26 protein-coding genes are annotated in these 23,314 nt (G+C 54.7%); 11 read left to right on the plus strand and 15 right to left on the minus strand.

Features of this window, described 5'->3' with window-relative positions; all coding sequences use genetic code 11:
* Window positions 1-1,476 precede the first annotated feature (1,476 nt).
* Window positions 1,477-2,544 carry a 3-phosphoserine/phosphohydroxythreonine transaminase gene (serC, locus tag DXY30_RS00610; protein ID WP_115092926.1) on the minus strand — a complete coding sequence of 356 codons (1,068 nt, stop codon included), beginning with the start codon at window positions 2,542-2,544 and terminating at the stop codon, window positions 1,477-1,479.
* A 265-nt stretch (window positions 2,545-2,809) separates the two neighbouring features.
* On the opposite strand from serC, the gene DXY30_RS13450 reads away from it, so the two are divergent.
* The gene (locus DXY30_RS13450; RefSeq protein WP_137006755.1) at window positions 2,810-3,610 is read left to right on the plus strand and encodes a dethiobiotin synthase; all 801 of its coding nucleotides are present in this window, start codon (window positions 2,810-2,812) and stop codon (window positions 3,608-3,610) included.
* Between the two features lie 843 nt (window positions 3,611-4,453).
* Window positions 4,454-5,128, plus strand: coding sequence for a hypothetical protein (locus DXY30_RS00615; protein WP_115092927.1), 675 nt, complete (start codon window positions 4,454-4,456; stop codon window positions 5,126-5,128).
* An 816-nt stretch (window positions 5,129-5,944) separates the two neighbouring features.
* Here the strand turns inward: DXY30_RS00615 and DXY30_RS00625 are convergent.
* The 5 genes from DXY30_RS00625 to hisF form a co-directional block, all read right to left on the minus strand.
* Entirely contained in the window at window positions 5,945-6,148 is a 204-nt protein-coding gene (locus DXY30_RS00625; protein WP_115092929.1) for a hypothetical protein, read from the minus strand.
* Between the two features lie 327 nt (window positions 6,149-6,475).
* Window positions 6,476-7,702, minus strand: a complete 1,227-nt coding sequence (locus tag DXY30_RS00630) for a site-specific integrase (RefSeq protein ID WP_115092930.1) — start codon at window positions 7,700-7,702, stop codon at window positions 6,476-6,478.
* Between the two features lie 132 nt (window positions 7,703-7,834).
* A complete protein-coding gene (locus DXY30_RS00635) occupies window positions 7,835-8,185 on the minus strand; it encodes a hypothetical protein (protein WP_115092931.1) in 351 nt (116 codons plus the stop codon).
* A 79-nt stretch (window positions 8,186-8,264) separates the two neighbouring features.
* Window positions 8,265-8,966, minus strand: a complete 702-nt coding sequence (gene ubiE, locus DXY30_RS00640; protein ID WP_115092932.1) for a bifunctional demethylmenaquinone methyltransferase/2-methoxy-6-polyprenyl-1,4-benzoquinol methylase UbiE — start codon at window positions 8,964-8,966, stop codon at window positions 8,265-8,267.
* A complete protein-coding gene (gene hisF, locus DXY30_RS00645) occupies window positions 8,963-9,733 on the minus strand; it encodes an imidazole glycerol phosphate synthase subunit HisF (RefSeq protein WP_115092933.1) in 771 nt (256 codons plus the stop codon). Before hisF ends, ubiE begins: the two co-directional genes overlap by 4 nt.
* Window positions 9,734-9,789: 56 nt before the next feature.
* On the opposite strand from hisF, the gene DXY30_RS00650 reads away from it, so the two are divergent.
* Genes DXY30_RS00650 through DXY30_RS00660 form a run of 3 tightly spaced genes read left to right on the plus strand, consistent with a single transcriptional unit; the run spans window position 9,790 to window position 13,021 of the window.
* Window positions 9,790-10,005, plus strand: a complete 216-nt coding sequence (locus tag DXY30_RS00650) for a DUF2862 domain-containing protein (protein ID WP_115023814.1) — start codon at window positions 9,790-9,792, stop codon at window positions 10,003-10,005.
* Between the two features lie 11 nt (window positions 10,006-10,016).
* Window positions 10,017-10,970: a chlorophyll synthase ChlG gene (chlG, locus tag DXY30_RS00655; protein ID WP_115092934.1), complete on the plus strand. Its 954-nt coding sequence runs from the start codon at window positions 10,017-10,019 to the stop codon at window positions 10,968-10,970.
* Window positions 10,967-13,021, plus strand: a complete 2,055-nt coding sequence (locus tag DXY30_RS00660; RefSeq protein ID WP_115092935.1) for a transglycosylase domain-containing protein — start codon at window positions 10,967-10,969, stop codon at window positions 13,019-13,021. Before chlG ends, DXY30_RS00660 begins: the two co-directional genes overlap by 4 nt.
* 9 nt (window positions 13,022-13,030) lie before the next feature.
* On the opposite strand, the gene DXY30_RS00665 is transcribed toward DXY30_RS00660, so the two are convergent.
* Both DXY30_RS00665 and DXY30_RS00670 read right to left on the minus strand, forming a co-directional pair.
* A complete protein-coding gene (locus DXY30_RS00665) occupies window positions 13,031-14,368 on the minus strand; it encodes a 16S rRNA (cytosine(967)-C(5))-methyltransferase (protein ID WP_170951067.1) in 1,338 nt (445 codons plus the stop codon).
* 3 nt (window positions 14,369-14,371) lie between these two features.
* Window positions 14,372-14,713, minus strand: coding sequence for an MGMT family protein (locus DXY30_RS00670; protein WP_115092936.1), 342 nt, complete (start codon window positions 14,711-14,713; stop codon window positions 14,372-14,374).
* A 198-nt stretch (window positions 14,714-14,911) separates the two neighbouring features.
* Here DXY30_RS00670 and trmH point away from each other — a divergent pair, with 198 nt between their 5' ends.
* Both trmH and DXY30_RS13770 read left to right on the plus strand, forming a co-directional pair.
* The gene (trmH, locus tag DXY30_RS00675; protein ID WP_115092937.1) at window positions 14,912-15,601 is read left to right on the plus strand and encodes a tRNA (guanosine(18)-2'-O)-methyltransferase TrmH; all 690 of its coding nucleotides are present in this window, start codon (window positions 14,912-14,914) and stop codon (window positions 15,599-15,601) included.
* A 63-nt stretch (window positions 15,602-15,664) separates the two neighbouring features.
* Entirely contained in the window at window positions 15,665-15,838 is a 174-nt protein-coding gene (locus tag DXY30_RS13770) for a hypothetical protein (protein WP_166016831.1), read from the plus strand.
* 2 nt (window positions 15,839-15,840) lie between these two features.
* Here DXY30_RS13770 and DXY30_RS00680 read toward each other — a convergent pair whose 3' ends face one another.
* Both DXY30_RS00680 and DXY30_RS00685 read right to left on the minus strand, forming a co-directional pair.
* Window positions 15,841-16,056 (minus strand): hypothetical protein, encoded by a 216-nt coding sequence (locus DXY30_RS00680; protein ID WP_115092938.1) that lies wholly within the window; start codon window positions 16,054-16,056, stop codon window positions 15,841-15,843.
* 19 nt (window positions 16,057-16,075) lie between these two features.
* Window positions 16,076-16,897 carry an ABC transporter permease gene (locus DXY30_RS00685; RefSeq protein WP_115092964.1) on the minus strand — a complete coding sequence of 274 codons (822 nt, stop codon included), beginning with the start codon at window positions 16,895-16,897 and terminating at the stop codon, window positions 16,076-16,078.
* Window positions 16,898-16,921: 24 nt separating this feature from the next.
* Here DXY30_RS00685 and DXY30_RS00690 point away from each other — a divergent pair, with 24 nt between their 5' ends.
* Window positions 16,922-18,379, plus strand: a complete 1,458-nt coding sequence (locus DXY30_RS00690) for a HAMP domain-containing sensor histidine kinase (protein WP_115092939.1) — start codon at window positions 16,922-16,924, stop codon at window positions 18,377-18,379.
* Window positions 18,376-18,729 carry a hypothetical protein gene (locus DXY30_RS00695; RefSeq protein ID WP_115092940.1) on the plus strand — a complete coding sequence of 118 codons (354 nt, stop codon included), beginning with the start codon at window positions 18,376-18,378 and terminating at the stop codon, window positions 18,727-18,729. The genes DXY30_RS00690 and DXY30_RS00695 overlap by 4 nt, the downstream gene beginning before the upstream one ends.
* Here DXY30_RS00695 and DXY30_RS00700 read toward each other — a convergent pair.
* From DXY30_RS00700 to DXY30_RS00715, 4 genes are read right to left on the minus strand one after another with little or no spacing between them, the layout of a single operon-like run.
* Window positions 18,726-19,271, minus strand: a complete 546-nt coding sequence (locus tag DXY30_RS00700; protein ID WP_115092941.1) for a prepilin-type cleavage/methylation domain-containing protein — start codon at window positions 19,269-19,271, stop codon at window positions 18,726-18,728. The two genes, DXY30_RS00695 and DXY30_RS00700, sit on opposite strands and share 4 nt — an antisense overlap.
* The gene (locus DXY30_RS00705) at window positions 19,264-19,791 is read right to left on the minus strand and encodes a Tfp pilus assembly protein FimT/FimU (RefSeq protein WP_115092942.1); all 528 of its coding nucleotides are present in this window, start codon (window positions 19,789-19,791) and stop codon (window positions 19,264-19,266) included. Before DXY30_RS00705 ends, DXY30_RS00700 begins: the two co-directional genes overlap by 8 nt.
* On the minus strand, window positions 19,781-20,188 hold the full coding sequence (locus DXY30_RS00710; RefSeq protein WP_115092943.1) for a hypothetical protein: 408 nt from the start codon (window positions 20,186-20,188) through the stop codon (window positions 19,781-19,783). The genes DXY30_RS00705 and DXY30_RS00710 overlap by 11 nt, the downstream gene beginning before the upstream one ends.
* Window positions 20,185-20,556, minus strand: coding sequence for a hypothetical protein (locus DXY30_RS00715; RefSeq protein WP_206749513.1), 372 nt, complete (start codon window positions 20,554-20,556; stop codon window positions 20,185-20,187). The genes DXY30_RS00710 and DXY30_RS00715 overlap by 4 nt, the downstream gene beginning before the upstream one ends.
* Before the next feature lie 117 nt (window positions 20,557-20,673).
* On the opposite strand from DXY30_RS00715, the gene DXY30_RS00720 reads away from it, so the two are divergent.
* Window positions 20,674-21,387 (plus strand): response regulator transcription factor, encoded by a 714-nt coding sequence (locus tag DXY30_RS00720; RefSeq protein ID WP_115092945.1) that lies wholly within the window; start codon window positions 20,674-20,676, stop codon window positions 21,385-21,387.
* On the opposite strand, the gene DXY30_RS00725 is transcribed toward DXY30_RS00720, so the two are convergent.
* Window positions 21,356-22,645: a sensor histidine kinase KdpD gene (locus DXY30_RS00725; RefSeq protein WP_115092946.1), complete on the minus strand. Its 1,290-nt coding sequence runs from the start codon at window positions 22,643-22,645 to the stop codon at window positions 21,356-21,358. The two genes, DXY30_RS00720 and DXY30_RS00725, sit on opposite strands and share 32 nt — an antisense overlap.
* A gap of 54 nt (window positions 22,646-22,699) precedes the next feature.
* Here DXY30_RS00725 and DXY30_RS14625 point away from each other — a divergent pair, with 54 nt between their 5' ends.
* Window positions 22,700-23,254, plus strand: a complete 555-nt coding sequence (locus DXY30_RS14625; RefSeq protein WP_305791153.1) for a type IV pilin protein — start codon at window positions 22,700-22,702, stop codon at window positions 23,252-23,254.
* Window positions 23,255-23,314 lie beyond the last annotated feature (60 nt).

The following is a 23,314-nucleotide window of genomic DNA, read 5'->3' on the forward strand; positions in this document are numbered from 1 at the left end:
AGCCAAGCGGAGAGCAATCAGCCGAAGGCGAGCCTAGTCCAGCACTGGGGTCTCACTTCGCTGCTTGAATTTTGCTGGGCGCTCGAACAGGGGCTGATTCGTTCAAGCAGGCTCAAGAGAACTAAAAAAGCCCCCGCCTCGGCTAAGAGGCAGGGACAGACGATCCTTGACACCACTTATTGCAGACCAAGCAAAGAGGCAATACAAGAGTATTAATGCGGGGTTTTCCGGCTTGGCTGCCATAAAAGAAATAAAAAAGCCCGCACCCAGAGGGTGAGCAAGAAGTTCAAGCAATGGTTTGTTCTGCTGTGGCGCTGGCCTTACGACCTGAGCGCTTGAATTGCGGATTGAGACGAAGGACATTGGCTGCAGAAGAAACTCCTTAGTGGCAAATGGCGGACAGAAGTGTTGGGTCTGGTTCAAGGGCAATCCACTAGAAGCCGACTCAGGGCAATGGATGGCTGGTTGGTACGGGTTAGTGGACACCCCTTGGCGGCATCAGATGTGAGTACTACGACAACATGCCCTGCCGCCTGCCTCAGTGGCCCGTGTCGTGGGATGAACCCAAGGACCTGAAGGCAGCACTGATATGCACGAAGGTGCTGAGTGGAAACATTGCCTATTAAGTGAACCAAACTCAAAGAAACAAGACATAGGCAAAACTAATTTATCAAGAAACACCTTCCCTGCTCTTACTGTTTAGCTTACGCTCAATTAATCTTAAAAAGACATAAACACCAATAAAAATTGGCACATAGACAACTCACAATCCTCCAACAGGCAACCACTGTTATCAACAAGCAATAAGCCTGCATAACTGAGCACCATATAGATAGACATTCTTCGAAAAACTGGAAACTTACTGAGAATCTATCGTTGAGGCGAATACTCACCATAGCAAAGCTGAATAGCTCTTCATCTCTTCTCGTAACTTAATTCTTTCTCGGATGCGCTTTATCGAAACTTGTCTATTGTTTAGTCTGCTTTCTATAAGAACTGATTAGATACATTGACCTGCGGACTGAAGACAATTAAAAAACCCCGCCATTCCTGACGGAGTGAATGTTCAGCCGAAAGATAGATAGCGACAGCATCAACGTCCCCTGCTTTTCCCTTGCGGGTTTTACGTTGCATTAACCCATGAAGAAAAAATATACTTCGCAACCGATAACCATTGAATTAATAGATTGAATCAATGCATTCAAATCGTCGCCAAACCTAACGAATATTTCACAACCCAAGAAGGCAAAACAAGCAAAAAATTGAATCTATCGAATCGTCAGAACTTTGCACTCATCAACAAGCCTTAGAAAGGAAAAAGTTACCCATCTATGGCCGCGATACTTGCGAAAACGTTAATTTTGATTTGCCTTAAACATTATCGTAAAGCTCACCGCTCACCAGGCAGGCTCTTCAATTGCAATTAGATAATAAATGCTAATTTAAATTGTTTCGAGCAAGTGACCATGGACCATGCTATCCACAATTACTTTCAAATTCATGCATTGAATCGATGAGAGCATTGACATCGCTGATCGTCACAGCATTGTAAAGGCTAGCCCTGAATCCGCCTCTCGATCTGTGGCCTTTTAGCCCAAGAAAACCATTTTTTTCTGCGTAACACATGAAGTTCTTGCCTGCATCATCATTAGTGGCATGAAATATGACATTCATCTTTGAGCGTGATTGCTCTTCAACAGGAGAATTAAATATTTTCGAGTCATCAAGAAAATTATATAATTTTGAAGCCTTAATGCTATTATTTGCTTCGATCGCTTCGATTCCGCCAGCCTCGTCCTGAAGCCAATCGAGCATGCAGTCAATTGAATAGATTGCAAAAATTGGAGGAGTATGATAGTTAGATTTGGCCAATATATGGGTGTTGTATCTGAAAAAATCAGGCACTAGTTGTGAAGAATGTTCCAACAATTTGTCCGATACGATAACAATCGTTACACCAGCGGCACCAAGTATTTTCTGCGCATGTGCGTATATAAGACCAAAATCATTTGCATTAATTCTTTTGCTTAGCAAATCGGAGCTCATGTCTGCAACGATCGGGCAATTTGTTTCTGGAAAGCTCTTCCATTGTGTACCCATTACTGTATTATTAGAACATAGATGTAAATACTTGGCATTTCTTCTGATTTTCAAATTCTTTGGAATTGATGTATGACTTTTTCCTGATATATAAGTGTTTCTGCCTAGTTCTTTGGCTACTTTAATCGCCTTCTCAGCCCAATATCCTGTATCAACATAGTCGACGCAATCATTTTCTATTGATAAGTTAAGAGGAACCATATGAAACTGCATGGTTCCACCACCTTGCAGAAAGATCACCCTTTTATCATCATCTAATTCGAGAATTTGTTTTATTTTTTCGCTTGTTTGATCTATTAGGTCGAGAACAACCTGGTCCCTATGACTTATTTCCATGATCGACAATCCAAGGCCATGGTAGTCCGTTAATTCCAATTTCATGCGCTTTAAAACTGACTCAGGCAGCTTTCCTGGACCAGCAGAAAAGTTGTATTTCTTGAACATTGAATTATTTAGTTGGAGCTAAACCCCTACATTAACATGCACTTGTTTTTCTATTATTTAGAAAAGTAGAATTATCATTGAGCAACTTCTGTAGCAATCTTTGCTATTCAATTACGCGTTAACAGAATAGCCAAGTTGCAGAAGAAACTATTTATAATTCACCTTCGCTAACTCTTATTTGCAACAAAACGTAATTCATGCCTGGCTCTTGACATTTACTTCTTTGGTTCATTAAGTTCAATTGAGTGGTTATCTATGGTCTTCATTGAAAAATCCGGAAATCTATTGGGTAATTGCTGCAGGAACTAATTTTGGCAAAACTACTATAACTACTGCATTAATTAGAACACTAAATTTACTTGGCACCCCGGCGGTTGGTTTTAAGCCAGTAGCCGGATGCGAATTGTCTGAAGCCCATTGCTTTATTGAGAAATATTCTCAGTATAACTCTGAGCTTAGTGGCAATGATTCGCGAAAGTTATGCGAAGCATCACCACTCACCAACCGTGACATGGTTGATATTGTTAATCCGCACTATTTAATTTTCAAGCAACACCCTTTAAGACCAGTGTTTTGGCGCATAGGGTCTAGGCATTTAGAGAACTTCTCTTATTTCAAGGGTGAAAACTACGATAATTGCATGAAGGATAATACTCACAGAAGAGTCATTAGCAACTCTTCTATGCCTATTACGGGAGCACAATATGTCAACACAGTTGACTCTAGTGAACAGATTGAGGCTGCTTATCAAGCATTATTAAGGCTTGAGCCAAACGCTATGGTTTTTGAGGGTGCGGGCCGCCTTCTTCCGGTCTGGGGCAGGAATAACGGAGCATCAATCTTTGCAAATCATCTCATAATCATAACTCGGGGAAAATTAAATTTTATAAGAGGAATAAATTTCCGGGCACAACAGCGCGACAATAGAATCATGCCACTTGCTTATTTGGTCAATCAAATTAACTTTTCCCAACAGAAGGTTCTGTCATTGCCTATCAATAAAGTCCAGCCAGATCAATTAGAGTCTTATTCTGATTCTCTAATTCAAAAACTTTTAAATTGTTAATATCCTTATAAAAAATATTTTTCTGATTGCTGAGCAAGCTTTTACTATTCATTGAGTTTTTCTCTCTCAATAGTGCCAGCCGTGTATCTTGTTTTGCGCTTTATTGTGTTATGTTTAGTTATACCAGTCCCGCAAAAAAACCTTCATAAAGGGCTCCCCTAGGTCATGCACCCCGCCAGACAGCAAGCACTTAACGGAAGCAGGGTTATTGGTCAAATATGACTGGTCTTAGTGTTATTTGCTTGTGAGCAGGCCTTTTCACATAATTGACTCTCGGAATATCTCAGCACCATTTTGAGTAACAACAACATGCTGATAATCGATAAAAAATCTCAAATCATCTCTGTTGAATATCTAGCCAAGGAACCTGCATGGAGAAATGCCATCACGGCACTTGGTGTGGTGAGTTGAAAACACAATCTTCACAAGCTCTCCTATATTCTTGTTGCGCGATTCAAGCAGAACATTATCCCAAGAGATCATGCCTTCTTCACACCTCCTTTCTACCGAAAATTAATATGTTTCGCTAGAAAACATCCTTTCGTCTCTGCCAAGGCAGAAGATATTGAAATTGCTAGCAAGAAAAATAATGCAAATGACTTGGTGATTTTCATTTAATTCATGTGATGTGTGAGGATCTCGCCCCGTGAACAGAACATCTCCATTCCAGCTGGGAATCACCTCCCCTATCTGAGTGATTTATTCAGCGTGCTTTATCCCCTATTTGGTTAGAGGCTCACCCCCCAGGTCCAAACCCAGCAGCCTGTACTGCTCTTCCCCCGGATGGGGGATGTGCATTTGGTCCTGCGCAAGGAAGCTGGAGGGAGATGAAGGACTGATGTCGTGAGCTTCAAAGTCAAGTCCTTACTGCCTGTATCACCTCTGGGGGGGCTGCTGGTGTTGACGCTTCTGGCGTTTGCCGGCATACATATGTTCTTGCTCGCCGTGGCGTGGCTCGGCATGGAAATCGGGCGGGATTTTGAAGGTTTGTATTCGCTATTGTGGTACCTAGCTGTAGGGGCCACGGTCTTATCAGCGGTGCTGGTGCTGCTCCGTCCACGCTGGATTGCCTGGAGCCTGCTGTTGCTAGGTTATTCGTTTACGGCCGCATTCACTGTTATTGAGGGGCAAGAGTCGGCACGAGAGCGTCGTGAGTCGGACCAGCGCTTGGCACTGGAACGCCTTGCAGAGAACCGCGCTCGCATTAAGAGCGCGCTGATCAAAGCGGATTGTGCCAATGGGATTACGCTGGCACTTAATCGCAAAGACTTCAGTGATGGCGGCTCGGTAATGAGCGTCATCAAGATCCCCGCCGATCTCACTCGTCGGAATAGATTCGTCACTCTATTGAGTAACCGTGCTGAGCCCGACTGGCGCATTCGCGGACTTTCAAAAGATCGCCACCGTTTGGAGTCGTACAAGTCGCGGGGGTCACATTCGTGCCAAATACAAATCGATGCCATGCTAAAAGAACTGGATTCGTTCGCTCAATCCAAAACGCAGCCAAGAAACAGATAAGCGACATATTTTTGTTTGACGGCAGGTAGTAAGTGATGCGCTGCCCCTGCGAGGCACACGGTTACGACGTAGTTGCCCCAGTTATTCGAGAGTCGAATGGGGCGGCGGAACCACCTATCGCTCGGTCGTTGGCCGGTGGTTTCGCTCGACCATGAAGTGGAAGCACTGGCCTACTGACTGATATCGATTCCGTAGTAGGTGATGCGTAAAGCCTGCGAACAACAGGGTTACGAAATGGGTGCTCTGCTTGATCTGCACTTCACGGAGCGGCGAGGTCACCCTGTTCGAGGAGGTGTGGCTTCGCTTCGCATTAGAAAAAGCCCCCGCAGCTCTGCTGAACTTGATAAAGGGGGCTAACGAGCGCGAGCAAAAGCACTCGTGGCCGAACGATAATTATTCTCAATTCTCAAGTACAGAAGGTGAGGTGACAGGTAAAAAAGCGATCGCTTAGCTATTGCCAAAGGATTAGTACGCCTATGCGAACTAGACCAAATAGATACGTATATATACTTACCGGCGGGCTTGCAGAGCGCTTGCCCATGAATGTGCTGGGCTTAACGAGGGCCCAGCGCTTTCCCTAAAAAGGCTTTGGCTAAGCGCCTCACATCAGTGGGTCATCCCAAGGGGCAGGGATATCGGTATCCGCTGAGGTGTGAGTGATGAGCTGCAAAAGCGTTTGCCAGGCAGCTGTGATGATTTGCTTGCTGCTCAAGGCAAGTAGGCAAGTCGTGACAACCTACAGGGTGTCCATTGGGTGACTAGCGTCATTCGTCAGATGCGATACCGAATCAGCTCGATTGTTTTCAAAACAACGTCTTAAGCAGGTGGATTGCCTGAAGCTGCGGGCTTGTCTCGACACTGCTTTTCCAGGATCAGCTGCTGAAGCTTGGTGAGATTGAGCTGGTGTTCACCGTTGGTCCAGTGCAGTGGATGAGCCACTCGTGCTTCAAGCTCGGCGATTTCGTTGTTGAGGTCTCTCGCTGGGTCCTCGGACCGTGGAACACCTGCACTGTGATGCATGAGGGATGAGTGACATCAGCTTGTGTGTGCTTTCTCTTTCATTGCCCAGGGCGTTGCGCAACTCGAGCGCTTGCAACGCTTCAAAGCATGAGCACCAGGTGCCAGTAGTCCTTGCTTGAGGTGGCATCCACCGAGGACTTGGCACTGAGACAAGGTGACGTAGCCGAAGTGATGGCATGTGGCACAGCTCTGCATGCCACGGAAGCTAACGAGGTCACGGTCATCAACGAAGGGCCAGCCCTCCATGCATTGGATACGAAGTAGTACTAAATCACCGGCTCAAGACGGAGGGAATTTGTAGGCGTTAGCCGGTGAAAAGCTGCTCAATCAAGTCTGCTTCAGACAATTGCTCATAGTTCTTGGCCAATCTTCTTCTGTATGCCCCAGGTTCTTGCTGATGAGATAGGCAGGGTGTCCCATTGCGAGCAACCGTGTGGCGCAGAAGCCACGACTGCTGCGAATAGTGTAGCCAAGTCCTTTTAGATCAAGAGTTTCAAGAACACTACGGAAATAATTACCCAACAAGCTATAGGAATATGGCGCATCAGTTAGAGGATTGCCGAAGATTAAGTCTGTTGGTTTGAGAGGATGGTGCCCAACGCTTTTACGCCAGTCATTCACATACAAACGCCATATCTTTAGGTAATTTCCCGCCTCACATACGGTGGTACGACTGCCTTTACCGGTGGGATTGCGGATTTTTAGGCTACATCCGGGGGACCAGAGCCGTTCATCTTTGGTTTTTCCCTTGATATTCAGCGTTAAGTCCCTCCACTCCAGCAAATTCGTAGCTTCTTGGGGGCGCATCCCCGAATCACACAGCGTTTGGAGCAATACCTTCATCATCGTGCGGAAATACCGCTGACTTGGCAGCAATTCACGGCGTTTGCCTTGTGTTTCCTTGGATAAACGCAGCAGTTCGCCCACGATTAGGTGCCAATGCTCTGTTGTGAAGGCGACATTCCTAGTTCGTGGCTCTTCGTGGCGGGTGCTCACCTCCATCAAGGAGAGTTCCACCTCAACCAGCTGCTTCTTGCCCAGATACTTCCAGAATGCACGGACCTCACGTATAGATTTGTTAAGTGAGGTGCGTTTGAGCGTGCCGTCCTTGCCTGTCGTGATCTTCAAGGACTTATCTCGCCGCCATTCCACGAATCCGTCCAGCGTGTGGGACTGAACGTCGGATAAACGGGTGATGCCTTCGAGTTTGCAGAAGATGAGGAAGGTATTCAGCTGGGTCTCCGTATCTCGGCGTGCGCCCTCTTTGATTTCGCCTGCTTCAACCCGTGCTTCCTTGTGAGTCAGGTACTGATGGACTGCTGCCTGGATGGTCAGCGTTTCAGTCGGGACACCTGCCTTAATCAGGGGCACCAGCTCCTTCCAGATCTGGATTGCTCGGTCTGTTGCCAGCGATGCGTCCTCTGTCTTCAATGAACGCACCACATACCGGCGCTTCTCTTTGTTCCAGAAGCGGACGTACCAACCAGGCCTGGTGTCGTAGCGGAAGATCTGAATCTCCCCGCCCATCAGCTTGGTGATGTCGGTGGTTCTCATTCAGAAGCCAGCCCTTGCAACAACGTTGCTATAACAAGGGCTCAAACAGCACTCCAGCACTGAAGCTTGGCTTCTGTGCTGAAAATGCACTGGGCGGGGGCTACCTGAGTTCCGATTCTGCCCAGTTACCGGTCAGCCCTCCAAGGCCAGGCAACGCTGCAGGTGCGCAATGGCGTGATGGCGATGCGGATTGCTTCCGCTTGGGCCAATCATTCCGAGCCAGAAACTGCCATCCCCTTGAAATACCAGAACAGGCTTTGCCCCTCCCTTTCCATGGCAATCGAGCAGGGACATGCAGAGTTTTTCGGCCACTTCTTGGCCCTTTGGTCGCTGACGCAGGCGGCGCAAGAGCGGATCCACCTGAGAGAAGGAGACGAAACAGGCTCGATCGGAATCTGTGATCAGGATCAGACCATCCAGCCACTCCACCTCTTGCAGCAGCTCTTCGATACGGGGCAGCAGCTTCGGCAGCGGAAACGCCAAACCGGACCCTCCCCTTAACTTTCTCTTTAGCTTTTCTAGGCCAGCAACGGTGTGCGTTGCAAGCGACACAGCCAAAGATTCACGCCCTGAGAGTCAAAACTCCCATCTGTCTTCCCACAACAGAGCGATGGATCGCTTCAGCAAATCCCGCCTCCTGTGCCAAGCGCTCCTGCTCAGGCCCATCAGGAAAGCGCTCAAGGCTTCTCTCCAGATAGGCGTATTCCTCGCGCAAACCCACTGAAGCGGCGGCGGGCACCACCAGGCGACGCAGATAGAAGCGCTGAAAGGCAGCCGCCGCTCCGCTCGCCGGCAATCGATTGAAATCCAGCACCCCTGCGCGTCCCCCTGGCTTCAGCAGCCGTCGCAGTTCCTTCAGCCCCTGCAACGGGTCCGCCAAATTGCGCAGCCCGTAGGCCATTACTGCGCCGTCAGCACAGGCACTGGGCAATCCGGTTTGCAGGGCATCCACTTGCTGGAAGGACACCGGCAACCAAGGCTGCTGCCGTTGGCGCTGGCGGGCCCGCTCCAGTGGAGCCGCGGCCGCATCCAAACCGGTCACCGCGCCGCCAGGGCGCACACAGCGCCCCAGCTCCAAGGCCAGGTCGCCTGTTCCGCAGCACAGGTCCAGCCACTCTTCACCAGCAACTGGCTTGAGGGCCCGCACCAGCTGACGTTTCCACTGACGATGCAGCCCGAAACTGAGCACATCGTTCAGGCGGTCGTAGCGCGGAGCCACCGCATCAAACAGCTGTTCAACCGCTGCGGGATCACCAGGCTTCATGGACGAATCGTCAGGCCACGGGAGAGCAGATCCTGCTTGATTTGTTCCACCGTGAGAACGCCATCGTGCAAAAGAGAAGCCAATAACGCTGCAGAGGCATGCCCTCCCTCGGAGCCCACATCCAGAGCTTCAGCGATGTGATCCATGCAACCAGCTCCTCCGGAAGCGATCACCGGGATTGGGATGGCATCGGCTACGGCCCGGGTCAAGGCGAGGTCGTATCCAGCCTGGGTTCCGTCGCCGTCCATCGACGTGAGCAGGATCTCGCCGGCCCCGAGGACCGCCACCCTCTTCGCCCACTCCACAACATCGAGACCAGTGTTCTCACGCCCTCCCTTCACATACACATCCCACCCACCTGCATCGCGCCGACGGGCATCAATAGCCACAACAATGCACTGACAGCCGAACTGATCCGCCCCCTCCCGCACCAACTCAGGCCGACGCACCGCCGAAGAATTGAGGCTCACCTTGTCGGCACCGGCCCGCAACAGCTCGGTGATCCCCTCAACGGTGCTGATCCCACCGCCCACTGTGAAAGGAATCGTGACCGATTCAGCGGTGCGACGCACCATGTCGATCAGGGTGCCACGCCCTTCGTGGCTGGCCGCGATATCGAGGAAAACCAATTCATCAGCCCCTGCACGGCTGTAACGGCAGGCGAGTTCCACCGGATCACCGGCATCGCGCAGGCCAACAAAATTGACACCTTTCACCACCCGTCCGCGGGCGACATCGAGGCAGGGAATCAGACGCAGAGCAACCATCGATTCGGCGCAAAAGCGACTGTTAAGGTTGCGCCACTATCCAAGCCTCGCAGGCCATGTCCCAGGGTGACGTCATCTCGATCGGCTCCAAGGTTCGCGTGACCCGAGTGCGGGATCGCATTCCACAGGCGATGGTGGACCTTCTCAAGAAGGACGCCAACGGCACAGTGAAGGATTTCCGCACCGTCGACGGCAAGGGAATCGGTGTGGTGGTCGAGCTCAGTGATGGTTCCACCAGCTGGTTCTTCGAAGACGAAATCGCCGCCTCCTGAGGACAGTCTCCGTGAGCGACGCGCGTCAGCTGCTTGGGATGAAAGGTGCCTCCGGCACCACCAACATCTGGAAGCTGCGACTGCAGCTGATGAAACCGGTCACCTGGATCCCTCTGATTTGGGGCGTGATCTGTGGCGCCGCCGCCAGCGGCAACTATCAGTGGCGTTTGGATCACATGCTTGCAGCCTTCGCCTGCATGTTGATGAGCGGCCCCCTACTGGCGGGCTTCACCCAAACCATCAACGATTACTACGACCGCGAGATCGACGCGATCAACGAGCCCTATCGGCCGATTCCTTCGGGAGCGATTCCTCTGGGCCAGGTCAAGCTGCAGGTCTGGGTGTTGCTGCTGGCAGGCCTGGGGGTCTCTTACGGACTCGACCGCTGGGCTGGGCACAGCACCCCAGTGGTGTTTCTCCTTGCCCTTGGTGGCTCTTTTGTGAGCTACATCTACTCAGCACCTCCGCTGAAGCTGAAACAGAACGGCTGGCTGGGCAACTACGCCCTTGGGGCCAGCTACATCGCCCTTCCCTGGTGGGCCGGTCAGGCCCTGTTCGGTCAACTCACCTGGGGCACAGCGCTCCTCACCCTCGCCTACAGCCTCGCTGGTCTCGGCATTGCTGTTGTCAACGACTTCAAGAGCGTCGAAGGCGACCGCGAGCTCGGCCTTCAATCCTTGCCTGTGGTCTTCGGGATCGAACGTGCCAGTTGGATCAGCGCCGGAATGATTGATATTTTTCAGCTGGCGATGGTTGCCGTCTTGATTGGGATCGGCCAACATTTCGCAGCTGTTCTGTTGGTTCTCTTGATCGTTCCTCAGATCACCTTCCAAGACATCTGGTTATTGAGAGACCCCGTGGCCTTTGACGTCAAATATCAAGCCAGCGCCCAACCGTTCCTGGTGCTCGGAATGCTGGTGACCGCCTTGGCTGTGGGCCACAGCCCCCTGACCCAGGTGATGTGAACCGTTCCCGCCTGCAATGGGCTCTGATCGCTGGCACTGCAGCTGCGGTGGGAGTGGGAGCGGCACTGGGCACGCGAGCTCTGACTGAGCTTGTGGATGCAACTCTTCCGGATGCCCGGGGAATTGCCAGCTTCAATCGGCCGGGAACGATCACCCTGCTGTCCACCAACGGCCAGGTGATCCAGAAGCTGGGGCCAGCGACCCGCGAGAAGGTTAAGCCCGGTGCGATGCCGCAAACGGTGGCTGAAGCCTTCATCGCCGCGGAAGATCGGCGCTTCTATCAGCATGACGGCGTGGATGGCTGGGGCATTGCCCGCGCCATCGTCACCAATGTCCGCCAGGGCGCTGTCCGGGAAGGGGCGAGCACCATCACCCAGCAACTGGCCCGAACCGTCTTCCTGAGCCAAGACCGCACCATCACACGCAAACTTAAGGAAGCGGCTCTGGCGATGAAGCTGGAACGCCAGCTGAGCAAGCAACAGATCCTCGAGCAATACCTCAATTACGTCTACCTGGGATCCGGCGCCTATGGCGTCGCCGACGCGGCCTGGATCTATTTCTCTAAAACCCCAGATCAGCTCACGGTTCCGGAAGCGGCGATGATCGCTGGGCTGCCCCCGGCACCATCGATCTATTCCCCCCTGGTCAACCCTGATCTAGCGAGGGAACAGCGTTCGATCGTTCTCGATCGGATGGCGCAGGCCGGGTTCATCTCCACCAGCGAAGCGGAGCGCGGTCGCAACAGCCCCCTGGGGCTTAAGCCTGCAACACCAAAATATTTCAACAGTGCAGCGCCCTACTTCACCACTTGGATTGCCCAAGAACTGCCCAAACTTTTAACTCCCGAACAACTTGAAGTTGGTGGGGTCAAAGTTCGCACCAGCCTCAATCTCGATTGGCAAAAGAAAGCTCAACAGGTTGTTCGAGCCAATGCACCATTCGACACTGAAGGGGCAATGGTTTCGATCGATCCCGGCAACGGACTGGTGAGAGTGATGGTGGGTGGAAAGGATTTCTCCAAGAGTCAGTTCAACCGCACCATCATGGCGCTGCGCTCTCCAGGTTCAACCTTCAAGCTTTTTCCTTATGCAGCAGCCATTGATCGGGGAATGAAACCCGAAACCAAGGTGTTTGACGCAAAGCGTTGCTGGAATGGCTACTGCCCCAAAAATTTTGGGAACAAGTACTACGGAAACATCTCCCTTGCCGATGCCCTGAAGAATTCACTCAACACGGTGGCAGTTCAACTGCAAGACATCGTTGGGTTTGATGCCGTCATTGACATTGCGAACAAGTTCAACATTGGCACCGAGCGTCCTCTCGGCAAGTACTACCCCATGGCCATCGGGGCCTACGAGCAAACCATCCTCGACATGACTGCGGCCTACGCAGGCATGGCCAATCGCGGTGTGTTTTTCACACCAAGCCCCTTTGAGGAAATCCGCGGACCCAAGAATGAGCTTCTTTGGAGTCGGCGATTGAGTGGAAACAGAGGACGACGCGCTGTTGATAGTGATGTCGCCGACACCATGAACTGGATGCTGCAGCGGGTCGTGACCGGCGGCACAGGCATCGCCGCGAAACTCGATGATCGGCAGGTTGCCGGAAAGACAGGAACGTCAGAGAACACCCGCGATCTCTGGTTTATCGGCTCAATTCCTCAGCTCACAACTGGTGTTTGGTTCGGATACGACGACGATCGAGCCACCAAAAGTACGAGCGGCGAGGCCGCATGGGCTTGGAAACAATTCATGCTTCAGATCAAGGACGAGATTCCCGTCCGCGCCTTCCCTGACAAACCCAAGCTGAAACGAAAAGTGCGTCTGGCGGTCGATCCAAAAACGATCGCCAAACCGCCCAAGACAAAACCCAAACAAGAGCCGAAGGCCACCTCCGAGCCTGAAGCACCTCAACCGACTGCAGAGACGGAACTGGAACTGCTGAACCCCACTCCCGTGGCACCTCCGCGTCGCCAGACGCCTTACCTATGGAGAAACCGCTCGCAAGACGACAACGTTGATCGCCAAGGACGCCGCTGGACCCGGGATTAATCCAACGGCCTAAACCCGCTGAAGCACAGCGGAATAGAACCCATCCCCCCCGCTGGCTTGATCCGGCCAGCGCTGGCTTTCCTCCTCCAATCGCAGCGAGGGGTGACGCTTCAACAAGGCCTGCACCTGAGCATGATTTTCATCTGGATGAATGGTGCAGGTGGCATAAACCAACGATCCAGCGGGAGCCAGCAATGGCACAAGCCCATCCAGGAGAGCCTGTTGTTGGGGCAGAAGGCCGCGGATGGATTGCGGCGTCACCCGCCAACGGGCATCGGGGTGACGGGCCAAGGTGCCAAGCCCAGAGCAGGGAGCATCGATCAGGATCCGCTGGAAAGATTCACGCCATTGGGGATGCTCTTCCAACAGGTTGGTGGCATCCGCTGCAAGCGCATTAATGGAAGTAAGGCCTAGCCGAGCTGCATTGGCCGCGACGCGCTTGAGCCGTCCAGGAGACCGATCCACAGCCCAAATCTCAGCCTGATCTCCCACCAATTCCGCCAAATGGGTGGCTTTCCCGCCCGGGGCAGCGCAGGCATCGAGGATCCGGTCCCCAGGCTGGGGTTGCAGCAGAGGCGCAATCCATTGCGCCGAACAATCCTGAACACACCAATGGCCCTCCGCATAACCGGGCCAGTGGCGCAGGTCGCCGCTGTGACCGGAAATGCGAAGGCCATCAGGACAATCAACGATGGGTTCACAGCTGATTCCTGCCGCTGCCAAGGCCTGCTGCACCTGCTGCGGGCTCGAGCGCAGCCGATTCACCCGTAAATCCAGATCCGGCACCCGGTTGCAGGCGCTCGCCACTGCCTCGGCTCCCTCCGAACCGCGCCAGTCGAGCAACAGCTGGGTGAACCAATCTGGAAGGGAATGGGCCTGGGCCAGCTGAGCCGCCTCATCATTCGGCAGCTCAAGGGTTTCGCCGGCATCCCGCGCCCGCAGCGCCGCCCGCAGAACCCCATTCACGACGGGAGCCAGCCGTGCCAGCCCCTTGCTGGTTTTGGCCAATTCAACGGCGGTGTTCACCACTGCTGAATCTGGAATCCGCTCCATCAGCAGCAGTTGATAGAGACCCACGTGCAACAGCCAGCGCAGCTTGGGCGGCTGCTTCGACGCGGGAACTTTGCCCAGCCGATCCAGCCAGGCATCGAGGTAGCGGCGTTGACGGATGGCGCCATAGGCCAGCTCGGTCACCAAGCCTCGATCCGAGGGTTTGAGGTCCCTCTCCCGCAGCAACCGCTCCAGCGCCACATCGGCATAGGCCCCAGCCGCAACTGCCTGCAACACATCCCAGGCGAGGCGGCGCGGCAGCAGTCCAATCGGAGCCGAATCAGACAAGAACACCACGCATCAAGCTCCAGCATGGGTCTCCGGGTGCCAGAGGAACTGGCGTAGGGGCAAGCGTCCTTCCACATCCACCGGAATGCCTTCTGCCATCAGCAAATCCCGCTGCATCCAGTCACTTCCCTCACGGCTGAGGCTCATCGCGATCCGCCCTTGTGCATTCACCACGCGGTGCCAGGGAACGGTGGATGGGAGCTTGAGGCGACGCAGCGCCCAGCCAACCTGTCGCGCGCAGCCGTAGGCACCGATCAAATCAGCGATCTGGCCATAAGTCGCCAAGCGACCGTGGGGGATACGAGCCACCTCGCTCCAGACACGCTGATTAAATGTGGATGAGGACGTCTCCATCAATCTGCGTGGCTTTGATGGGAGCTTTCATGCATCAGAACCCAGACGATCTCCGGTGCCGCCGGAGACGTACGGTTCAACAGAGGGATCCTTGAGCAGGATCTGGATGGCGACAGAAGCACAGACTTCTTGATTGTCTTGCCAGGCTTCCAAGTATGGAAGGGCCCCCAACTGTTGCTCTAACCCGATTCATCGCCCATGCCCCTGCTGCCGCGACGATTTGAGCGGCTGAAATCCGTGCTGAACCACCGCATGGCGGACCTCACGGTGCTGCTCGAACACGTGGAGAAACCCCACAACCTCTCCGCCATCCTGCGCAGTTGCGATGCCGTCGGGGCGCTTGAAGCCCACGCGGTGAGTTTCGACGGGCGTCCGCGCACCTTTAACAGCACGGCCCAAGGCAGCCAGAAATGGGTGCCTCTTCACGACCACCCCGATACCGAAACAGCAATCCGCTGCTTAAAAGAGCGGGGGTTCCGTCTCTACGGAACCCACCTCGGAGTCAATGCCAAGGACTATCGAGAGTGCGACTTCACCGGACCCACCGCCTTCGTGCTCGGCGCGGAGAAATGGGGGCTGACCGACCAGGCCAGGGATCTGATGGATGAAGCGCTGTTCATCCCCATGCGCGGCATGGTGCAGTCGTTGAACGTCTCGGTCGCCACCGCCACCCTGCTGTTTGAGGCGCTGCGCCAACGCCAGGTGGCCAGCCTGGCGCCGACCCAAGGCGAAGGGCTTAAGCCGGAGCAGTACCAACAATTGCTGTTCGAATGGTCTTATCCCGAGGTGGCCCGCTGGTGCCAAGAGCAGCAACGGCCTTACCCCGCCCTGAGTGAGGAAGGCGAACTGATGGAAGAGCTGCCTCGGACTGTGAAGCTGCGCTGCTGATCCGACAAAACACTTGTATCTCCGCGAACCCTGGGCCATAACCAAAGCAGCGGATTGTCAGCAATGGACAACAAACAGCTGCACCAGTACGCGGTCACGTATCACTGCGGCCACGAGTGGGGCGAGGAAATGCTCCAGTCCGATGATCTCAGCCATGCCGTGGAAGCAGCCCATGCCATCTTCCCGAGCTCCTGCCGGATTTCGATTCGAGAGGTGAAGGCCCCGAAACAGGCCTGAGTTCAACGCGGCCGCCGCGGCACTCCAGGCAACTGAATCGCAGCGATTAACACCGCTGCCTCCAGCAGCAAATTGCGGCTGACCAGCACCACCACCAGTAGCAAGGTGGTGGCCAAGATCCGCTCGAGCAAAGCGATCACATCGTCCATGCTGTCGCAGCTCTTCTTCCAGAGCAGCGCTGCCATGCTCAGCAAAATCAGGCTGATCCACCAGGCCATCAAATGCGAGCTGATGGGATCAGTCTGACGCGGGGCGGGCTTCGCCGCCGCTCACCCAAGCCTCAATGCCTTCCCCAAGGAAGGACAGACCGAGCACAAGAACAAACATCGCCAGGCCTGGGAACAGCGCGGTCCACCACACCCCAGTGGGCACCGCAGCCAGCGCCAGATTGAGATCACCGCCCCATTCGGGCACGGTCTCCGGCAGGCCCAGGCCGAGAAACCCAAGCCCCCCCAGCACCAGCACCGCATCAGCGGCATTGAGGGTGAGCAGCACCGGCACGGAAGTGATCACGTTGCGGAACAAATAACGCCGCAGGATCCAGAGCGGCCCCGCCCCCAGGCTCTGGGCGGCTTCAACAAACAGTTCGCTCTTCACCTGGGCGGTTTGGTTTCGAACCACCCGGAAGTACTGCGGCACGTACACCACACAGAGTGCGGCGGCGGCATTGGGAATTCCCTTGCCCAACAGAAACGCCAACACCACTGACAACAACAGCACCGGCAGGGTGTAGAGCGTGTCCATCAACAAGACCATCACACGATCGACAGCGCCACCGAAGTAACCACTCACCATCCCGAGGGGTACACCGACCACCAAGGCCAAGCCCACCGCCAGCAAGACCACCTGAAGCGCCACTCCACTGCCGGCCATGGTCCGCACACACACATCCCGGCCGAGACGGTCGGTACCGCACCAATGAGTCCAGCTGGGACCGGAGTAGATCGGGTTCTCTAGGCCGGCATTGGCGTCCGGAAGAATGCCAGCACTCACCAACAACGGCGTGATCAAGGCCACCAGCAGGTAAATCCCCACAATCACCAGGCCCCAGCGGGCCATGCGGGTGGAGAGGCTGCGGGTCATATGGAAAACATTCAGGTTGATACGTATGGCATTCTCCGCCCAACTGATGAGAATGGACTCATGCGCTCCTCTCATCCCTGGCGAGAACGTTTGCTGGGCAGCCTGCAGGGGCAGCTGCAGTTGGCAACGTATTTGGTGGTTTTTGTTGGCTTCACCGGAGCATCATCGGTGGGCCTGTACTTGGGTCAACGCAACGTGTTCTCCAATGAACGCCGGTTAGCCAGAGCCAACGTCGAAGAATGTAAGCACGCAATCGAGAGCCTGACTGGAAACCCTGGACTCTTAGAAAAGGAACTCCTCTTTCATTCAGGGATCAACAACCAACTTTGGGTCGAATACAAAAACGGAGATTTATTTTATGCAGAGATTCATGGCACGGCTAGCGAAGAAGTTTTCAACAAAGCGATGGAAGCGAATCCTCAGAAAAAAGCTGGGCTTCAAAGTTTTGTTGAGGTCAACAACTCTCAGCACATCGTTGAACTGGTCAAGGAATTCCCCTCTGGCGCACGACTATGGATGATGAGCAATACAGAGGCCAGCCTGAAAGCTCTTAGCAATTACTTGGCGATGATGATCCTGATCTGGGGAAGCTGCCTTTCTATTACTTTGCTGACTGTCAGCTGGGTGGTACGAAGAATCGTCAAGCCGCTCAATCAACTCAACCTAGCCACAGCCGACCTGACTGCCGAAAACCTATCAGACACGCGCTTACAACTTAATCAAGCCCCGACTGAAATCGAAGATCTACAAGACACTTTTAATTCCCTTGTCGAACGTTTAGCCCAATCCTGGAGCCAGCAAAAGCAGTTTGTCAGCGCCGTTAGCCATGAATTGCGGACGCCCCTAACAATCGTTCAGGGCTATCTTCACCGCACAATAAAGCGAAGTAAAAATCTCACAGAAGCAGAGATCAAAGGCTTACAAACAGCAAACGAAGAAACAATTCGGATGAGAAACCTTCTTGATGACCTTTTAGATCTATCTCGAAGTGATTCAGACAGACTATCCATCACCAATGAAGACGTATGTTTGAGTGAAAGGCTGGAGCGAGTTGCCATGCTTGCTCGAAACACCATTCCTCGCACATTCCGGATAAAATTTCCAGAACGAAAGCGTTTAATTGCAAAAGCCGATCCAGCAAGACTTCAACAAGTGCTGTTAGATCTCATCGAAAATGCTGACAAGTACTCTCCGGAGGAAGCACCGATCGAGCTCGTGCTGCGCGAAGACACCGAAGGTCCAGCCATCGATGTTATTGACCATGGCATCGGGATTCCCCCTGAAGAGCTGGAGACAGTGTTTGAACGTTTCCAACGCGCTAGCAATGCCCCCTACAAAACAGGAACAGGGCTGGGGCTGTCTTTGGTCAAGCTGTTTGTTGAAGGAATGGGAGGCAGAATTGAGTTGGCGAGCCGCCTTGGGGAAGGCAGCCGCTTCACCGTGCATCTGAAGTCATGATCGCGTTTCTGGTGTTGTGCTCACTGCTGGTCCCGGTCAACATCTGGGCTGCAATCACCCCACACATGCACAGCGAAGTCTCGATGAGAATCCTGCATGGTGTTTGCACCGTGGTGTTGATTCCCTTGCTCTGGGCAATCTGGAATCAACGCCGCTCACTGCAGCCGCTGCTGGCACTGGTGCTAGCGATCTTCGCCGTGGTGATGGTTGTTGTGAACAGCTGGATCACTGTCATGGGGATGGGAGTCGAGCTGGGCTGGTTGGACCATCTGCTCCTCGCACTATCAGAGCTGGCACTGACGATGTTCTTCCTGATGGCTCCGGAACCTGAGCCCATAACCGAGACCTAACCCACTCCCCGGGAGCGAACCCTGCCTCCACGGCAGGTACGTTGCTCGAGCAGCATCTGCAGCACCGGGAGACCCGAGGGCTGATGAAGCTGAAAACGGTCCACACCATCCAAGACAACACGGTTCTGATAGCGGCTGCCGCTGCGGATCTCGCCCTGCAAGCCAAAGGCAGGGCCGCAGCGCATCAACACATCACCACGCCAGATCGCCGATGGCGCTGATCCGAGGCTGTACACAACAGGTTCTGAGCCGTCTCTTGGGGTGATGGCGAGCTTGGGTTGCCGGTTGGCAAACACACAGGGCCAACTCCCGGACGGATCTGGGTCGATCTGCCAGCTGGATGCACGCTCCAGATCGCCTTTCAGCAGCTCCAGCGTGCGCCGTTGCCATTGCTTCAGCTGGAAGCTTTCGGCCAACGAACCGCCATGGCAGGTTTCGGCGTACAAAAGCTGAACCACCACACTGCAGAGCAGACAGCCCACAAGGGCTGCCAGCAATAACTCGACCAGCGTGAAGCCTGGAGCAGGGCGGGGCCTACGCATCAGTGGGCAAGCAGAGGGCACTGCTCAGGGAGGCGGCTGGATCACCCCGATAGACACCGCTGCGGCTGATGCCCAGGGGCAAACCGATCACCAGGCACAAGGCCTGGGCTTGGCTGTGTTGCGACAACACCACCAGACCGTCATCAAGCACCAATCCATTGCTGCTGAAGCGAACGGCGTCTGGCAGGTTGCTACGAACCTGCAATGCACCTGCACCGGTCTCAGCCAAAAGCGTCAGGCCCCCACGGCAGGACGGCAGATCACCCGCCGGCGGCGGTTGCCAACCATTCGCACTGAGATGCAGAGCACAGGGCTGGCGGTCCCGTTCAGCGGCCATTCGACCCCGGTCGAGCCCCACTCGCAATCGGCGCAGACCGCTGTCCAGTGCCAGCCGCCGTTGCACGGCACTGGAGCTGGGAATCACCAAGCCCGCCAGGATCCCCAGCAGCGCCACCACCACAAGACACTCTGCAAGGCTGAAGCCACCATCCCGATCCCCGAACATCAGATCACAACTCATCGTTGGCCTCCCGCGGGCAATGTCCCAGTCCGGCCGGGGTGAACAACTGACTCCGCTTGATGGACTGCGCAGCCTTCGAGCCCATCAGTTCCACATCGAGCCAGAGGCCAACCCCCGCGGCGTCAAAACGCCATGATGTCGCGGGATGGGAGTCTTCGGACAAGCCCTCCAGAACCCCGACCACCGCATCACGATCCCAACGACAGGCCTGATCAGCAATTGGAGCGCTGGACAAAACACGACGACTAGCCAGGAGCCGTTGCTCCAACAACCGCACCTGCTGATCGGTGCGGGCCGACGTGGCTGCGGCTTGATTGGTACGCGACCAACCCTGGAGCGACACCTGGCTGCAGATCCCCAGGATCAGAGCAGAGACGACAACTTCCGTGAGGGTCATGGCAGAAGCTCCAGATCCAGACGGCTCTGACGGCCATCACTCCAGCGCAGCTGCAGGGTTCCAGCCATCGCGCCAAGCGGTTGCCAATGCAACAGCTGCCAGGCGCGATCAGCGACGCGGCCTGATTTGAGGGCTGAAGGATTCGATCCAAAACAATGCTCTGAGGCTGGCCACGCACCGGAAGGCATCGCCAAAAGGCAGGCATTTTCGCCAACGGATTGCTGTTGAAAGGCCATCGCCACCGAACGCTCGGCATCACGGGTCTGCACGGTGGCCAGCGCCTGACGACTGCGCTGACGCGTGTGCATGGCGAAGGTCTGCAACGACAAGCTGCTGAGCAGAAGCAGCGCCGAGGTGGTGAGCGCCAAGGGCAGGGCAAAACCCTGCTGATGTGGATCAGGCAATCGCATCCAAGCTCGACAAACGTTGGATGAAGCATTCCCCTCTGGTGTGCCGACTTAGCCTGAAGTGATTGCACCCAGCCCGTGAGCCCGGAGGCGAGCCAGCTGCTGATCGTCGATGACGACCCAGAACTGCTGCGGTTCCTCATGGAGGAACTCAGCGACGCCGGCCACCACTGCACCGGCTGCGACAACGGCCAGGACGCTCTGCTGCGTTGGCGCCAAGAACAGTTCGATCTGGTGGTGCTCGACTGGACGCTGCCGGACTTCTCTGGTGTGGAGCTGTGCCGCCGTCTGCGCAGCAGCGGCAACACCACGCCGGTGTTGATGCTCACCGCCCGCGACGATGTGGACGAGCGGGTTCAGGCCCTCGACGCAGGGGTGGACGACTACCTGACCAAGCCGTTCAACCTCAAGGAACTGCACGCCCGGGTACGGGCCCGGCTTCGCCGCGGTGGTTACGAACAAGACGCACGCGGCGAAGCCAGCGGCATTGAACTCGGTGATTTGCTGCTGGATCCGATCGAACGCGGCGTGCAACGGGGAGAACGCAGCATTGCCCTCTCCCAGCGTGAATTTGAGCTGCTGCTGTTCCTGGTGAAGAATGCGGATGCGGTGCAATCGCGCCAAACGATTCTTGATGCCGTATGGGGTGCACCCTTCGTTGGCGATCCCAACACCCTTGACGTCTACATGGGTTACCTGCGCAAAAAGGTGGAAGTCAAAGGGGAAGCGCAGTTGCTGCACACCGTGCGCGGCGTTGGCTTCATGGCGCGGGTGGGCGCGCCGAAAGCTTGAAGCACAGTTGCATGTCGGCTCCATCCTCCGGGGCATCACCGATCAGCAGCTCGCCATGCATGGCTTCCATCAGCAAATTCACGGTGGCAAGACCAATGCCACTACCGCGAGTGCCGATCGAGGTGCTGCCGCGCACAAACCTCTGCAGCACCTGGCCGCGTTCAGCTTCTGGGATGCCGGGGCCTTGATCCCGGACATGCAAAATCACGCTTTCAACTGAAGCCGTGACCGCCAGCTGCACCGCACCGTTTGAGTAACGCAAGGCATTGTCGACAAGGGCTGCGAGGCACTGCTGCAGCCGTTCGTCATCCGCCGTAATACGAGGTATCTCGACTTCTAACGGCGGTGCCAAACGCAGCCGATCCGGAGTCAAAGCTTGCAAGCGCTCATAGGCATCCAGCACCACAAGCTCGGGATCCAGGGTTTCCAATTCAAGAGTGAGTCGACCGGCATCACAGCGGGCCAAATCGAGCATTACCATGACCAACTCCCCAAGGCGCTCAGCTTCAGCCGCAATCAGGGCGACCTTGGCCTGGCTCGCAGCGGGTAGCTCAAGCTGCAAGCTTTGAGCATGACCAAAGATCACGGTTATCGGCGTGCGCAGTTCATGGGCAACACCATCAACAAAGCGACGTTCGCGCTGCCATGCTTCTGCCAGGCGTGATTGCAGTTGGTTGAAGGCCTCGACGATGGGCTGCAGTTCGCGCGACTGTCCAACAGGATCCAACGTCCGTTGGCCAAGGGAATCGGCACTCAGACGCGAGAGATCACCAGTCAGCGACTGCAACGGCTTGATCAAGCCACGCCACAGCACCAGTCGAAACAGCAACGACACCAGCAACAGCGACATCCCCGCTGCGGCAATCAGCAGCAATTGATCGCGCCGTTGGCTTTGAACCGATGCAGTGATGTTTTGCCGCACCTCCAACAGCACATAGCTTGAAGCAAGCGACGTCAGAGAGCTACGGCTGGCCAGCCAAGAGGCCCCATCAATGAAATGAAGCGTGGGACCTTCTTGGCCTAACTCCCCAGGTACCAAGGCAGCTTCAACACCGAGGCCCGGGGATAAGGGCAGCGAGAGCGAACCGTTTTGGAAGCCACTGCGGATCTGGGCCACAAGCCGCTGATGACGGTCCAAACGTTCCGCTTCCGCTAGAGAAGAGCCAAAAGCAAAAAGCGCCACATATCCAGCCACCACCACCAGCAACGAGGTGGACTGCAACCAAACCCGCAAGGAAGGGAGAGAGCGCAACGCCACGAATCTGAGAGAAAACCTAAGAGCGTTCTTAGGGAAGCTTTAGCCAGGGCTTCTTTGCGCGCCAACGGAACGCGTCATGGTTGTCATGTCGGCACCAACGGTGCACATCAACAATCAAAACATCTAGCAATGACTTCACTCAATTCCAAGCTTCAGCTGGCACTGCTCAATCGCAAGAAGGGCAGGAATCTAATCGAAAAGGGCTTCACTCTTGTGGAGCTGATGATCGTCATCGTGATTGTTGGCGTTCTATCAGCCGTTGCACTTCCAAACTTCTTGAATCAAACAGCAAAAGCCAAAGCAACAGAATGCACCACCAAGGGCGGTAACATCATGGGTCTTGTTGCAGCAGAAGCCCTACAGAGCGAAGCCGCTGGAAATGCAGCCTTAACCGCTTTGGTAACTGAAGCGGATACAAACTCTGATCTCTGTGATTTCACGTCAGGAGGAGACGCATCGTCGAATATCTACAAGCTGACCGCAACAGGAAAAACAGGCTCAGACCTCGCAGGAAAATACGACGGAGCATTCTGCGTGAACTATGCCACTGGCAAGAAGGGCGCAGCAACAAGCACGACAGGCACTGCGCCGACTGCACCAACCTGCTAATAAATAGGAAAACAAGAAACAGAAAGGCGGCTTCGCAGCCGCCTTTTCTCATGCCAGCAA

It is taken from the genome of Synechococcus sp. UW106 (assembly GCF_900474015.1).
In the GTDB taxonomy this organism is placed as follows: Bacteria; Cyanobacteriota; Cyanobacteriia; order PCC-6307; family Cyanobiaceae; genus Parasynechococcus.

What these genes read in the sequence shown, in the direction of transcription:
- DXY30_RS00700 (WP_115092941.1), bottom strand. Translation starts at nt 19,271, where the DNA reads ATGCGTAGGCCCCGCCCTGCTCCAGGCTTCACGCTGGTCGAGTTATTG.
- ubiE (WP_115092932.1), bottom strand. Translation starts at nt 8,966, where the DNA reads ATGAAGCCTGGTGATCCCGCAGCGGTTGAACAGCTGTTTGATGCGGTG.
- DXY30_RS00705 (WP_115092942.1), bottom strand. Translation starts at nt 19,791, where the DNA reads ATGAGTTGTGATCTGATGTTCGGGGATCGGGATGGTGGCTTCAGCCTT.
- DXY30_RS00670 (WP_115092936.1), bottom strand. Translation starts at nt 14,713, where the DNA reads ATGGAGACGTCCTCATCCACATTTAATCAGCGTGTCTGGAGCGAGGTG.
- DXY30_RS13770 (WP_166016831.1), top strand. Translation starts at nt 15,665, where the DNA reads ATGGACAACAAACAGCTGCACCAGTACGCGGTCACGTATCACTGCGGC.
- DXY30_RS00695 (WP_115092940.1), top strand. Translation starts at nt 18,376, where the DNA reads ATGATCGCGTTTCTGGTGTTGTGCTCACTGCTGGTCCCGGTCAACATC.
- serC (WP_115092926.1), bottom strand. Translation starts at nt 2,544, where the DNA reads ATGTTCAAGAAATACAACTTTTCTGCTGGTCCAGGAAAGCTGCCTGAG.
- trmH (WP_115092937.1), top strand. Translation starts at nt 14,912, where the DNA reads ATGCCCCTGCTGCCGCGACGATTTGAGCGGCTGAAATCCGTGCTGAAC.
- DXY30_RS00690 (WP_115092939.1), top strand. Translation starts at nt 16,922, where the DNA reads ATGGAAAACATTCAGGTTGATACGTATGGCATTCTCCGCCCAACTGAT.
- DXY30_RS00685 (WP_115092964.1), bottom strand. Translation starts at nt 16,897, where the DNA reads ATGGCCCGCTGGGGCCTGGTGATTGTGGGGATTTACCTGCTGGTGGCC.
- hisF (WP_115092933.1), bottom strand. Translation starts at nt 9,733, where the DNA reads ATGGTTGCTCTGCGTCTGATTCCCTGCCTCGATGTCGCCCGCGGACGG.
- DXY30_RS00625 (WP_115092929.1), bottom strand. Translation starts at nt 6,148, where the DNA reads ATGCATCACAGTGCAGGTGTTCCACGGTCCGAGGACCCAGCGAGAGAC.
- DXY30_RS00710 (WP_115092943.1), bottom strand. Translation starts at nt 20,188, where the DNA reads ATGACCCTCACGGAAGTTGTCGTCTCTGCTCTGATCCTGGGGATCTGC.
- DXY30_RS00650 (WP_115023814.1), top strand. Translation starts at nt 9,790, where the DNA reads ATGTCCCAGGGTGACGTCATCTCGATCGGCTCCAAGGTTCGCGTGACC.
- DXY30_RS00630 (WP_115092930.1), bottom strand. Translation starts at nt 7,702, where the DNA reads ATGAGAACCACCGACATCACCAAGCTGATGGGCGGGGAGATTCAGATC.
- DXY30_RS00680 (WP_115092938.1), bottom strand. Translation starts at nt 16,056, where the DNA reads ATGGCCTGGTGGATCAGCCTGATTTTGCTGAGCATGGCAGCGCTGCTC.